This window comes from Azospirillum sp. UFLA03-27 (assembly GCF_059803775.1).
This window is the reverse complement of the sequence record NZ_JAUQTX010000187.1, coordinates 1-13982: the sequence shown is the minus strand read 5'-3', so window position 1 is coordinate 13982 and position 13982 is coordinate 1. Positions and strand designations below refer to the sequence as shown.

The following is a 13982-nucleotide window of genomic DNA, read 5'->3' as shown; positions in this document are numbered from 1 at the left end:
TCGTGGGCTCGGAGATGTGTATAAGAGACAGGGGCTGCGGGTGGGGCTGGTGTGGGCCGGCAACCCCGAATTCAAGGACGACCGCCGACGCTCGCCGGGGTTGGCCGCCCTGCGGCCGCTGCTCGACGTTCCGGGCGTCGCGGTCTTCGGCCTGCAGAAGGGGGCGGGACGGAGGGACCTGGAGACCTGCGGACCGCTGCCACCGTCCTTCATCGACCTCGGCGCGGAGATCGCCGACTTCGCCGACACCGCGGCGATCATGGAAAACCTCGACCTCGTCATCAGCTCCTGCACGGCGCCGGCCCATCTGGCCGGGGCGCTCGGCCGGCCGGTCTGGACGCTGCTGCCGGACATCGCCGACTGGCGCTGGCTGGAGCGCGGCGACACCTCCCCCTGGTATCCGACCATGCGCCTGTTCCGTCAGGCGGCGCCGGGCGACTGGACGTCCGTCGTCTCCGAGGTGCGGGCGGCGCTGGAACGGCTGGTGGCTACAAGGGTGGCACCGTGAAGGACGCGGGCGGCAGGCCGGCGGCGTGGCGGTCCCACATCGTCCGGTAGGCGCGCTCCAGGTGACGGGTGAAGCGGGGGATGTCGAACAGCGGGGCCGTCGCCCGCGCGGCGGCGAGGCGGCGGCGGTAGCCGGCGAGCGTCGCCGGATCGCTGGCCAGCCGCACCGCCAGCGCCTCGTAGCCGTCGAAGCTGGTGGTGACCGTCTCGGGCAGGCCGGCGGCGTTCAGCAGGCCGGCGGCGACGCGCGACGCGAAGGTGTCGCCCATCCGCGTCACCACCGGCAGGCCCATCCACAGGGCGTCCGAAACGGTGGTGTGGCCGGTGTAGGGAAAGCTGTCGAGGAACAGGTCGGCCAAGCGGTAGCGGGCGAGATGCTCGGCCTGCGGCCTGTGGGGGGCGAAAACCAGACGGCCGGGATCGACTCCGCGCCGCGCCGCCTCGCGCCGCAGGTTGTCCGCTCCCTCACGGCCGGGGTGCTGCAGCCACAGCACGCTCCCCGGCACCCGCGCCAGCACACGCATCCACAGCCCGAACAGCGACGGGGTGATCTTGAACGGCGCGTTGAACGCGCAGAAGACGAAACCGTGCGGCGGCAGGCCGCAGGCAGCACGGTCCGGCAAGGGCGCGTCCAGCGGCCGGCGCCGGTCGTTGACCTGATAGGAGTCCGGCATGATGACCAGCCGCTCCCGATAGTGCGGCTGATGCTCCGGAGGCGTGACGAAGCGGTCGCCGATCACATAATCCATGACGTCACTGCCCATCGTCCCGGGATAGCCGAGATAGGCGACCTGGACCGGCGCCAGCCGGCGCGCCAGCAGGTCGAAGCGGACGTGCCGCGTGTAGCCCTTCAGATCGACCAGGATGTGGACACCCTCGGCCGTGAGCATCGCCTGCACCTGCTCCGCATCGCAGCCGCGGATGTCGTGGAAGGCGTCGAAGGCGGCCTCCAGGCGGCGGCGCGTCGGGCCGCCATCGTCGGGACCATAGGAACAGGCGACGACACGGAAGCGGTCGCGGTCGTGCAACTCGAACAGCTCGGCCGCCAGATAGGCGGTGGCGTGCTCGTGGAAGTCGGCGGAGAGGTAGGCGACGGTGAGCCGGCCATCGGAGCCGAGGGGGGGCGCCACAGGGACCGCCGCGGCGGCTTGCGGGACAGCCGCCGGCTGCACCACCGCGCGGTGGAAATGGCGGGCGGCGCGGTCCTGCTGCGCTGGGCTCGTGTCGATCAGCAGGGTGAGCAGCGGCAGGGCGATGCCCCGGCCGCTGTCGATGACCGCCAGGACCTCCCGGCACAGAGCGTCGTACCCGCTCCAGTCGCAGTGAGAGAGGGCGGCATGGAGCCGGTCGCCGAGGGATTCGGTGCGGCCGGGGTCGAGCCGGTACGCCCGCCCGTAGGCGACGGCCGCCGCGCCCGGTTCGCCCGCATCGCGCAGCGCGTGGCCGGACTCGCGCCACGCCTCGGCGTCGTCCGGGGCCTGCGCGACCGCCCGGCGAAGAACGGCGCGGGCCGACGCGATCCGACCCAGCTCGCGGAGCATTTCGCCCAGGGTGGTGATCAGTCCGGCATTGTTCTGCCCGGCATCGGCCTGTCCGGGAGCCAGCCGGATCGCCCGAGCCTGAAGCGCCGCCGCCTCGGCAAGACGGCCCCGGCGGCGCAGCAGAAGCGCCAGATTGAAGCAGGCGTCGGCCAGATCCGGCTTCAGGGCGATGGTGACGGCGAGGTGGCGCTGCGACTCCTCAATCCGACCGAGCGTGAAGGCGGCGACGCCGAGAAGGAAGGACGCGCCATGATGGTCCGGCTTGACCGCCAGGATCGCGCGGCACACCGCGCTGCACTCGGCGTGCCGGCCGTTCTGATGCAGCGTCAGGGCGTAGCCCAGCGCTTCGGCGGGGGACGCGAAATGCCGGGCCGTGCTCATGCTTCCCCTCGGTGCCGCCGCCCCTCCCGGACCATCATGGAGGCGTGCTAAGCGTGAAATCATCGGGCAAAGGGTTACCATCGGGCGCGGCAATTCCAAACCCATTTGCCGGGTCGACCGATTGGATGGAGAGGGTGGGTGATCGAGGCGACGTTCGACGGGTCCGGCGAAGCGTTCGACCGGTGCTTCGGCTCCGGCCTGCGTCATGTCGACGCCGGATCACTGGAGGCGGCGGCTTGCTCCTTCCGAACGGCGGCGGCGATCCGGCCGGAGCATCCGGTGGTCTGGTTCGTCCTGGGGCTGGTGCTGCGCGGCCTGGGGCTCGGGGACGGCGCGGCGGTGGCGCTGCGGGTCGCGCATCGCCTGCGCCCGGACGACGCCGACACGCTGTTCCAGTGGGCGTCGTTGCTGATCGAATGCCGACGGACCGGGGAGGCGGTGGCGCCGCTTCTCCGTCTCGTGGCGTTGCGGCCCGGTTACCCGGACGCGGCGTTCAGCCTCGGCAACGCTCTGATGGCCGTGGACGAGCCCGAACGGGCCGAGGCCGCCTACCGGCTGGCCGTGCTGCTGGAACCGGGCGCGGCGGCGGCCAACAACAACCGGGGCGCGGCGTTCCTGTCGCAAGGATGGCCGGAGGACGCCACCGTGAGCTATCGGCGGGCCGTCCGGCTTGAGCCGGGCTCCGCCGAGCATCACAAGAATCTCGGCGTCAGCCTGCTCACCACCGGAAACTTCGCGGAGGGCACGGCCGAGTATGAATGGCGCACCCGCCAAGCCGTCTGGCAATGGAACCGCGACCGTCCCGGCACACCGCTGTGGGACGGCGGCCCGCTTGACGGCAAGACCATCCTGGTCCATTTCGAGCAGGGGCTCGGCGACACCGTGCAATTCATCCGCTACATGGCCGTGCTCAAGGCCATGGGCGCCCGCACCATTTTCGAATGCCAACCGCCTCTCAAGCGCCTCCTCGCCGGCGTTCCGGGCATCGACGCGCTGGTGGCGCGCGGCGAACCGCTTCCCGAGGCCGACTGCCTCCTGCCCCTGATGAGCCTGCCCAATCGCTGCCGGACGACGGTGGCGACGATCCCCGGCGGCGTTCCATACCTGCGGGCCGATCCGGACCGGGCGGCGTTCTGCCGCCGGCGGATCGCCGAGGCGGGGCGGCCGGGCGACTTCCGGGTGGGCATCCAGTGGCGCGCCGCGGGGGCCGACCGCTCGATTCCGCTGGAACGCTTCGCGCGCTTGTCGCACCTTTCCGGGGTGCGGCTGTACAGCCTGCAAAAGGCGGACGAACCCGGCCAATGGGAGCGGCCCGACGACCGGCTGGGAATCGTCTCGCTGCCGGACCGGGATGGAAAAGGTGAGGATGAGGGGTTTGTCGACACCGCCGCGATCATTGAGGGCATGGACCTGATCGTCGCCTGCGATTCCGTGGTCGGCCACATCGCCGGCGCCATGGGGCGTCCGGTGTTCCTCGCCTTGCCGTGGCTGGGGGACTGGCGCTGGATGCGCCTCCCCGACCACACGCCCTGGTACCCGCAGACCCGGCTGTTCCGCATGACGCGCCGCAACGATTGGGACGGGGTGATGGCCCGGATCGCTGCCGAGATTGCCGCCGTGGTCGCCCGCCGCGCCGTGGGGGTGTCATGACGGACAGGATCGAAGGGGCGTCCCGGCTTTACGGCGCCGGGCGGCTGACGGAGGCCATCGACGCCTGCCGGGCCGTGCTGGCGGTGGAGCCGGGGCGTTTCGATGCGCTCAACCTGCTCGGCGCCGCGCTGTTCTCGACCGGCCAGGACGGCGCCGCCAGGGAGGCGCTGTGCGACGCGGTTCGCATCGTTCCGGGTCACGCCGCCGCGCTGACCAACCTCTGCATCGTCCTGCAACACCGCCGGGAGTGGCCCGCTGCTGCCCGCGCGCTGCGCACTCTGGCGGCGGTGCAGCCGGAGTCCGCGGCCGTCTGCAGCCGGTTGGGCACAGTTTCGCAGGAAATGGGGGACCTGGACGGTTCCGCCCGGTTCCTGCTGCGCGCCGCGCGCCTCGATCCCGGCCCGAGCGTGCAATGGCACAATCTCGGCCTGATCCGGATGCTCGCCGGTGACTTGGCGGCGGCTTCCCGGGATTTGCGCCGGGCCGTCGCCATCGCGCCCGAGGGCGCCGTCGCTCAGGTCCAGCTTGGCGAAACGCTGCTGCGGCTCGGTCGGGTGGACGAGGCCGCCGGGGTTTTCGGCCGCGCGCTCCGGCTCGACCCGACCGCCTCCCACGCGGCCAATGGTCTGACGCGCTGCACGCGCTACCGCGTCATCGGATCGGCGGCGCACGTATCCGGATCGGGGCTGGCGGTCCGGGGGGCCTTCACAAGCGCCACGGGCTACGGCCGTTTCTGCCAGCGCTTCATCCGGACGCTGCGCCGGCGGACCGTGCCCCTGCAGGCGATCGGGATCTTCGGTCCGGAGTCCTGGGAGGAGGATCTCGGCCCGCCGGCTCCCGCCAAGGCCCTGGTGAACTTCCTCATCCCGCTGGCGGTCGAGCGGGTGCCCGGCCTGGCGACGGTGACCTTCACGATGTTCGAGGGAACCCGGATACCGCCGGCATGGCGGCGCCAGAGCGAGCACAGCGACCTCATCATCGTGCCCAGTGAATCGTCCCGTGCGGCCTGGGCGGCGCAGGGTTTTCCGGAGGATCGCCTCCGGGTCTGCCCCTTGGGGGTCGACCCGGAGGACAGCGCCGCCGACGGCCCCGTGCCGACCCTGGTCGATACGCGCGGGCGTCGGGTTTCCAGCTACCGGCACCGTTTCCTCAACGTTTCGGATTTCATTCCCCGCAAGAACATCGACGGGCTGCTGCGGGTCTGGCTGCGCGGAACGGCGCCCGCCGACGATGCGGTGCTCATCCTGAAGCTGGGCAACGGAAAAAACCCGGCGTTCGGTGCGGAACTCGGCGATCTGGTCCGGCGGACGGAGGCCGCCGTCGGAAAGCGGATGGCCGACGCGGCGCCGGTGGTGCTGATCAACCAGCTCCTGTCGGACGCCGACATGACGGGGCTGATGCGGGCGGCCAACCATTACTGGAGCATGTCGCACGGCGAGGGCTGGGACCTTCCCCTCTCCAAGGCGGGTGCCATGGGCTTGAGCCTGATCGCGCCGCGCCATTCGGCCTATGTGGATTATCTCGACGACCGGGTGGCCCGCCTGATCCCGGCGGCTGTCCGCCCCGCTCGCCTGCCCTACAGCGAGCAGGCCTACCCGCCGTTCCACGGGCTCGACTGGTGGGACCCGGACGAGGACGCGGCGGCGGACATCCTGACCGCCATCATCCGCGGCGACGACACCGGCCATCCGTCGGCCCGCGACCATCTGGTGCAACGCTTCCCCTGGAGCCGCGCGGCGGACCGGCTGCTCGCCATCCTCGACGACACGGGCCTGCGCTGATGGAGGACCCGGCCGGAATGGCGCTCCAACGCTTCGCCGCCGCCCTGGAGCATCACCGGGCGGGCCGGCACGCCGATGCCGAGGCCGCTTACCGGGCGATCCTGCGCGACGATCCCGGACACGCCCACGCCAACAACAATCTGGCCATCCTGCTGCGCGGCACGGGGCGGTGGGAGGAGGCCGCCGCCTGCTACCGCCGGGCCGTCGAGGCGCTGCCAGACGACGCGCCGATCCGCAGCAACCTCTCCTGCGCGCTGGCCGACCTCGATCGGCCGGCGGAGGCGCTGGCGGCGGTGCGGGTGGCGCTGTCCCTGTGCCCGGACTACGCCGACGCCTGGTTCAACGCCGGCAACCTCCTGAAGACGGAGCGGCAGCCCGAGCGGGCGATCGCCGCCTACCGCCGGGCGGTGCGGCTGAAGCCCGGCATGGGCGGGGCCCACAGCAACATGGGCGACGTCCACCGCGACCTCGGGGAGTCGAGCCGCGCCGTGGACTGCTACCGGATGGCGATGCAGGCGCAGCCCGACCTGCCGCAACCCGTCGTCAACCTCGGCGAGGCGCTGAAGGAGCAAGGACGGATCACCGAGGCCATCGCGGTCTTCCAAAGCGGGGTCGAACGCCATCCCGATCTGGCCCTGCTCCATTCCAACCTGCTGTTCGCGCTGCACTACACGCCCTGGGTGCCGCCCGAGGTCATCGCCCGCGCCCACGCGCACTGGAACGAGCGGCACGCCCGCCCGCTGATGCCGCTGGACCGGGGATACCTCAACGATCGCAACCCCGGCCGCCGGCTGCGGGTGGGCTACGTCTCGCCCGACTTCCGCGCCCACGCCTGCGCCCATTTCATCGAGCCCCTGCTGCGCGAGCACGACCGCGGTGCGGTCGAGGTGTTCTGCTACGCCACCTCGAACCATCACGACGCGATCACCGAACGCATGAGGAGTCTGGCCGACGGCTGGCGGTCGTTGACCGCCCTGGACGACACGGCCGCCGTCGCGCTGGTCGAGCGCGACCGCATCGACATCCTGGTCGATCTGGCTGGCCACACGGCGCACAGCCGGCCATTGCTGTTCGCTCGCAAGCCGGCCCCGATCCAGGTCGCCTGGCTGGGCTATCCCGACACCACCGGCATGCCGGCGATCGACCACCGCTTGACCGACGCGGTTGCCGACCCGCCCGGCCTCACCGACGCTTGGCACGCCGAGCGGCTGGTCCGCCTGCCCAAGGGGTTTCTCGCCTTCCAGCCGTTGCGCTTCGTCACCCCTCGCGACGATCCGCCGGCGCTGGCCAACGGCTTCGTGACCTTCGGGTCCTTCAACAATGCCGCCAAGGTGACGCCGGAGGTGGTGCGGGTGTGGTCGGCCATCCTGGCGCGCGTGCCGTCCGCCCGCCTGATCCTCAAAAGCCGCGCCTTCGCCGACACGCCGACGCGGGAACGCTATCTCCGGCAGTTCGCCGGCAACGGCGTTGACCCCGGCCGTGTCGATCTGCTTCCCCCGATGGATGTGATCGATCATCACCTGCAGGCCTACGACCGGATCGACATCGGCCTCGATCCCTTCCCTTACAACGGCACCACCACCACCTGCGAGGCGTTGTGGATGGGGGTGCCGGTGGTCACGCTCGCCGGCCGTCATCACGTTGCGCGGGTGGGCGCCAGCCTGCTGTCCCAATGCGGGCTGGCCGATTTCATCGCCACGGACGAGGCCGGGTATATCGAGGCGGCCGTCGCCCTGGCCGGGGACACCGGGCGCCTGACCGCGCTGCGCCGCGGCATGAGGGAACGGATGGAACGCTCGGCGCTCAGCGACCATCGCGGCTTCGCGGCAGCGGTCGAGGCGGCCTACCGCGACATGTGGAGGCTCTGGCTCGGGGGTGATCGGGGCGCGGCGGCGGAATGCTGAGCGCCCGACGCCGGCCGTATCACCGGCCGGTGCGGCGGCGGACCTCCTCGCGCAGGGCGTCCGCCGCCCGGGCGAACACCGGCTCCCAATCCTGGTCAGGGCCTTGGCGGAACAGCCGCATCGTCGGGTACCACGGCGTGCGATCACCGGAAAAGCCGTAGATCCAATAGGGAACGTGCTGCACGAGGTTCCAGACCGGCTTGCCGAGGGACCCGGCGAGATGCGCCACCGAACTGTCGGTCATGATGACGAGGTCGAGTTGTTCCAGCATCGCCGCCGTGTCGGCGAAATCGTCCAGGTCGGGGCCGAGCGGTGTCACCAGATGTCCGGCGACGCCGCTGTCCGCCAGTTCGGCCTCGGGCGGCCCCTTCTGAAGGCTGTACAGCCGCACGCCCGGCACCTCGGCGAAGCGCAGGAACCGGGCGAGGCTGGTGGCGCGTCGGCCGTTGTCGCCGAAGGTCACCCGCCCCGACCACACGATCCCGACGCGCAGCGTGCCCGGCTCCCGCGCGCCGAGCCGATGGGCGGCCTTCGCGCGGGACGAGTCCGGAACGGTCAGGGGCACCGGCGGCGGGACCGAGGCCAGCGTGGTACCGAACAGGCCCGGCAGGCTCATTTGTGACGCCTCGACGTCAAAGGCCGGCGGCGGGGCTCCCGGTTGCAGGACGGCGTCCACGCCCAGCCCCGACAGCACCCGGCGCAACTCCGGATGGCAGTCGTACAGCACCCGGCCGCCCCGCTCCCTGACCAGCGGCACGTAGCGCGCCGCCAGGATGGCGTCGCCGAATCCCTGCTCGGTGAACAGATACAGGGTGCGCCCATCCAGAGATCCGCCGTTCCAGGCCTGTTCCGAAGGTGGCCGGCCATGATAGGCGGCGAGCCCGCGCCGCGCCTCGTAATCCGTGAAGCCGTGGACGTAGTCGCCGATCTGGAGCCGGGCGAGCGCCCGCTCCCACCGCAACTCGGGCGTGGCGGTCCCGTTCGCCGCCACCCGCTCGATCATCGCGAGCGTGTCCTTGAAGCGCCCCGCCTTACGCAGGGCCACGGCGCTGTTGAAGAGGAAGGCCGGGGCTTGCGGTTCAAGCCGCAGCGCCTCCGCATGCGCGGCCAAAGCTTCGTCGAACCGGCCGGCCTCCACCAGGGCGTTGCCCAGATTGCTCCAGATGCTGGCGTTCTCCGGCGCGACCTCCAAGCCCCGCCGGTGGCAGGCGATGGCGCCGTCCAGTTTTCCCGCACGGCGCAGAAGGTGGCCGAGCATGCTCCAGGCGGCGCCGTCACGGGGATTGGCCGCGAGGAGGGCCTCCAGACTGGTCGTGGCCTGCGCATGATCCATCCCCGTCCCCCCCCGGCTGGCCGTGGCCGGACCGCCAGACCACGCTTGCGACCATAGACTCGTTTGATCGCATGACTGTCAACCTCCCGCCCCAGTGGACGATGCCGTGACCGGGCAATCGCACGCATGAACGCAATCTTTGGATTCATACTGATGCATTTTGTAATCAATAGCCATTTTTACGAATACGCCGTTACAAAATGAATTGCCTATCTCCAGAACAAATCAACTAGAGAGCGACAAGTGAGGAGCGGCATGGGCAAATGATCGTGATTCATAACCATCCGGTCCCGTCAAGCTGAAGTGCTGCGTCGTCAACGCGCCAAGCTGGATTTGGCCGGCAGGACCGATACCACCACGGGGATTCGGGTTTTGGGCAGGCTGACTCCGATAAAGCATTAACTTTATTTACCCGCTTTTAAGAGGTAGTGGCCAGTCTGTGGAGACTGCCACGCTCTTGCTGCCACGGCTGCGGAGCCAAAAACGCCGATGCAAGAGGGATGAGATGGCTGCTGGTGGAACACTGACGCTCGCGGGCGGCTCGGACTATGTGTTCTCCTCGACGGAGGCTTGGTCGGGGATCGTCGGCAACGGCAGCACCCAAGGCGTGCGGCTCAACACCCAGGGGCAGACCCTGACCGTCTCCAACCTCGATCGCCTCATCGGCGGCACACCCAGCACCAGGAAGGACGTCGTCACGCTGGCCGGTACGGCCGGCAACACGATCACCGTCCAGGCCCTCGAAACCCTGATCGGCGGTTCCGGCAACGACCGGGTCCTGCTGACGTCCACCGGCGCCACCATGGTGGTGGAATCGCTTGAGACGATCCTCGGCACGAACACCGGCACCGCCCTCATCACGCTCGCCGGCACCACCGGCAACACCATGTCGGTGGGCTATCTGAAATCGATGGTCGGCAGCGCCGGCAAGGACGTCATCAACATCAACGCCGCAGGCTCCGTCGGCAGCACCATGGCGGTGGCCCTGATGGAGACGCTGATCGGGACCGACGGCCTGGACCTTGTCGCCACCATAGGCGGCACCGGCGGCAACACGATGTTCCTGGAAGGCATCGAGATCGTCCTGGGGAACGCCAGCGCTTCCGTTAATGATGTCGTCCATCTGGCCAGCGGCGGCAACACGATCGGCGTCGCCTTCCTTGAGACCCTTATGGGCGGCAGCGGCAACGATGTCGTGACGATGTCCTTCAAGACCGGCTCGGCCGATCTCCAGACCACTGCCGGCACACTTGCCGTGTCGTCGATCGAAACGATCGTTGGCGGAACCGGCGGCCGAAACACCGCCATCCTCCTCGACGTCGGCAACACCATCACGGTGGCGAGCCTCAGCACCCTGATCGGTGGCGGCGGCAAGGATGTCGTCAACATGACGCTCCGGGACGGGACGGCCGTCGTCGGCAATGGGCCGATCCCTTGGAACACGACCGGCAGTACGATGCTGGTGTCGCTGCTCGAGACGATCATCGGCACCTCCGGCGACGACGTGCTGGTCGCGCTCAACAACGATGGCATGACTCTCGCGGTTTCCGCGATCGAAGGCGTCGTCGGAAGGCTCGGCACCGACGTCGTCCAACTCGCCAATGGCGGAAACACGATCCAAGTGGGGTCCCTGGAATCCGTGATCGGTGGCACCGGCACCGACGTGGTGACGGTGCGCACCAGCCAGGGCACCACCATGACGGTGTCGGCCGTCGAATTCATCGTCGGAAACGCGGGCACCGACGTCATCCAACTCGGCGCCGGCGGCAACACGGTCCAGGTCGAGGGGCTGGAAACGGTGATCGGCGGCACCGGCAACGATGTGGTGACCATCACCGATACCGCCGGCACCGTCTTCGTGTCCGGTGTCGAGACCATCTACACGCCCTATCAGACATTGACGCTGAGCGGTACGGACACCTACGTCTCCCTGCCGCCGGTCGCCACCGACACGACACCGCCGTCGATCACCGCGGTGTCGATCCCGGACGCGGTCATGAAGATCGGCGACACGGTGACCGTGACCATCACCGTGGCGTCGGACAGCGACACCTACACGCTGGGCACCGGCAGCACGGTCGGCGGCTTCGCGCTCGGCAACCTGACCAAGGTCGACGCGACGACCTACACCGCCACCTTCACGGTCACCAGCGGCGGCACCGACGTCGCGGCGGGTTCGGACGTGCCGGTCAACATCGTGCTGACCGACAGCGCCAGCAACTCCAACACCCCCTACACCACGGCGATCAGCCAGAGCGCCGATCGCATCGATGCGAACCGGCCGACCATCGCCTCGGCGGCGGTGAACGGCACGACGCTGACGGTGACCTTCGCCGAAGCCATGTCGGCGAGCAGCGCCGCCGGCCTGACCGTCACGGTCGCCGGCCAGAGCCGTGTCGCGACCTACGCCAGCGGGTCCGGCACCGCCACGCTGACCTTCACCCTGGCCTCGGCGGTGACCCACGGCGAGACGGTGACGCTCGATTACAACCCGGGCACAGGCACCCTGACCGACACCGCGAGCAACGCTCCGGCCAGCGTCACCAACCAGTCCGTGACGAACAGCACCCCGGCGCCCGACACGACGCCGCCGTCGATCACCAACGTCACCATCCCCAACCAACCAGCCAAGGTCGGCGACACGGTGACGGTGACCATCACCGTGGCGTCGGACAGCGACACCTACACGCTGGGCAACGGCAGCACGGTGAACGGCTTCGCGCTCGGCAACCTGACCCGGCTCAGCGCGACCACCTACACCGCCACCTTCACCGTCACCGCTGACGGCCAGCGCACCGGCAACCTCGCCGCCAACCAGGACATCCCGGTCAACATCGTCCTGGTCGACAGCGCCAGCAACGCCAACACCCCCTACACCACCCCGATCAGCCAGAACAACGACCGCATCGACACCAACGCTCCGCCGGTCCTGGCCGTCCCCACCATCCCGCCGACCCTCGTCGACACCGCCGCCAACGACACCTTCCCGCTGATCGACGGACAGCTCTCCGCGACCGATTTGGAAGGTGACACGCTGACTTACTCCATCGCCGGATCGCAGGCCTCCCCGCTCCAGTACGGCAGCGTCACGCTGAGCAACGGTGTCACCTACGACACCTGGTCCACCGGGCCGGGCGGCACCTCCTACGTCAACAGCCAGACCGGCCACTACGCCTACGTGTTCGACGCCGCCTTCCTCAACGGCGTACCCGCCGGGCCGATGCAGGGCACCAGCACCTTCACCGTTTCCGACGGCAACCGGACCGTCGAGAAGCAACTCACCCTCAACTTCACCGGCGCCAACGACAGCCCGATCCTGTCCAACGACGTCCGCAGCCTGACCGCCATCGACCAGGGCATCGCCGACGCCGCCAACACCGGGACGACGGTCACCGCCCTGCTGGCCTCCGCCGGCACCGCCACCGACGCGGAATACAACAGCCCGTTCCCGCTCGTCACCGTCGTTCCGCTGGGCATCGCCGTCACCGGGGTGACCAACACAAACGGCACCTGGCAGTACAAGGTCGGCACCGGCGCCTGGACGGACATTCCCACGGGCTCGTCCAACGGCTCGGCGCTGCTGCTCGCCGGGTCGGACCGCGTGCGCTTCGTGCCGAGCGGGTCGGGCTTCACCAACACCGACACCGGCGGCCTGACCTTCAAGGCGTGGGACCTGACCAGCGGCACGGCGGGCGGTACCGCCGACACCAGCACGGACGCCTACAGCACGGGCAGCGCCACCGTGACGATCACCGTCGACGCCGTACCGACCCTGACCGCGACCGGCGGCAGCAAGACCTTCGGCGTCGGGGTGGACGCGTCGACCAGCCTGTTCAGCGGCGTGGCGGCCTCCACGGTGGAGGCGGGGCAGAGCTTCCGCGGCGCGGTGTTCACCGTCAGCGGCGTGGTCGACGCCACCGAGGTTCTGACCATCGGCGGCACGGATGTCGCCCTGACCAACGGCGCCACCGCCACCCTGACCGGCCTGGGCGCTGCGGGCGGCAACGCCAGCGTCACCGTGTCGGTGGTCGGCGGCGTCGCTACGGTGACGGTCAGCGGGCTGGAGCGCAGCGACGCGCAGATGAACGCGTTGCTTGGCGGCGTCACCTACAAGAACACCAGCGCGATGGCGACGCTGGGCAACCGCACGGTGGCCATCGCCGGCCTGACCGACAGCGGCGGCGCCACCGGAAGCGCGACCATCTCCGGCGTCAGCGCGGTGGTCAACGTGGCCGACGTGACGGCTCCCGCGGTTCCGGTCGTCACAAGCGCGGCGCTGACCAACAGCGCCACCCCGACCCTGGCCGGCACGGCGGAGGCCGGCAGCACGGTGACCGTCACGGTGGGTGGGGCCACCTACAGCACCACCGCGACGGGCGGGACCTGGAGCATCAACCTCGCCACGGCCACGCCGACCGCCGGGTCGCTGAGCCTGAACGCCAACGGAACCAACCCGGTTTCGGTCACCGCCACGGACGCATCCAACAACACGTCCACTCCCGGCACGCAGACGCTGACGGTCGATACCACCGCTCCGACCGCTCCGTCGGTGACCTCGGCGGCGCTGACCAACAGCGCCACCCCGACCCTGGCCGGCACGGCGGAGGCCGGCAGCACGGTGACCGTCACGGTGGGTGGGGCCACCTACAGCACCACCGCGACGGGTGGAAACTGGTCGATCAACCTCGCCACCGACACGCCGACCGCCGGGTCGCTGAGCCTGAACGCCAACGGCGCCAACCCGGTCTCGGCGACGGCCACCGACGCCGCCGGAAACGTGTCCGGCCCTGGCACGCAGTCGCTGACCATCGACACCACCCCGCCCAACGCTCCGACCGTCACGACGGCGCTGAGCAACAGCACGACGCCGACCCTCACCGGCACG

Annotated in this window: 7 protein-coding genes; 5 read left to right on the top strand and 2 right to left on the bottom strand. The window is 69.9% G+C overall.

Going from position 1 to position 13982, the window contains the following annotated elements:
* Positions 1-16 precede the first annotated feature (16 nt).
* Positions 17-508, top strand: a complete 492-nt coding sequence (locus Q4I23_RS23275) for a glycosyltransferase family 9 protein (protein WP_498527789.1) — start codon at positions 17-19, stop codon at positions 506-508.
* On the opposite strand, the gene Q4I23_RS23270 is transcribed toward Q4I23_RS23275, so the two are convergent.
* Positions 489-2429, bottom strand: a complete 1941-nt coding sequence (locus Q4I23_RS23270) for an O-linked N-acetylglucosamine transferase, SPINDLY family protein (RefSeq protein ID WP_498527788.1) — start codon at positions 2427-2429, stop codon at positions 489-491. The genes Q4I23_RS23275 and Q4I23_RS23270 overlap by 20 nt on opposite strands.
* 138 nt (positions 2430-2567) lie before the next feature.
* Between Q4I23_RS23270 and Q4I23_RS23265 the strand changes: the two genes are divergently transcribed.
* From Q4I23_RS23265 to Q4I23_RS23255, 3 genes are read left to right on the top strand one after another with little or no spacing between them, the layout of a single operon-like run.
* Positions 2568-4079: a tetratricopeptide repeat protein gene (locus tag Q4I23_RS23265; RefSeq protein WP_498527787.1), complete on the top strand. Its 1512-nt coding sequence runs from the start codon at positions 2568-2570 to the stop codon at positions 4077-4079.
* Positions 4076-5860, top strand: a complete 1785-nt coding sequence (locus tag Q4I23_RS23260; RefSeq protein WP_498527786.1) for a tetratricopeptide repeat protein — start codon at positions 4076-4078, stop codon at positions 5858-5860. The genes Q4I23_RS23265 and Q4I23_RS23260 overlap by 4 nt, the downstream gene beginning before the upstream one ends.
* Before the next feature lie 17 nt (positions 5861-5877).
* Positions 5878-7764 carry an O-linked N-acetylglucosamine transferase, SPINDLY family protein gene (locus tag Q4I23_RS23255; RefSeq protein ID WP_498527785.1) on the top strand — a complete coding sequence of 629 codons (1887 nt, stop codon included), beginning with the start codon at positions 5878-5880 and terminating at the stop codon, positions 7762-7764.
* Positions 7765-7783: 19 nt separating this feature from the next.
* Here the strand turns inward: Q4I23_RS23255 and Q4I23_RS23250 are convergent, their stop codons facing one another.
* On the bottom strand, positions 7784-9097 hold the full coding sequence (locus Q4I23_RS23250) for a tetratricopeptide repeat protein (RefSeq protein ID WP_454017462.1): 1314 nt from the start codon (positions 9095-9097) through the stop codon (positions 7784-7786).
* A 505-nt stretch (positions 9098-9602) separates the two neighbouring features.
* Here Q4I23_RS23250 and Q4I23_RS23245 point away from each other — a divergent pair.
* Positions 9603-13982 (top strand): beta strand repeat-containing protein (locus tag Q4I23_RS23245; RefSeq protein WP_498527784.1); only part of this gene is annotated, 4380 nt, incomplete at its 3' end.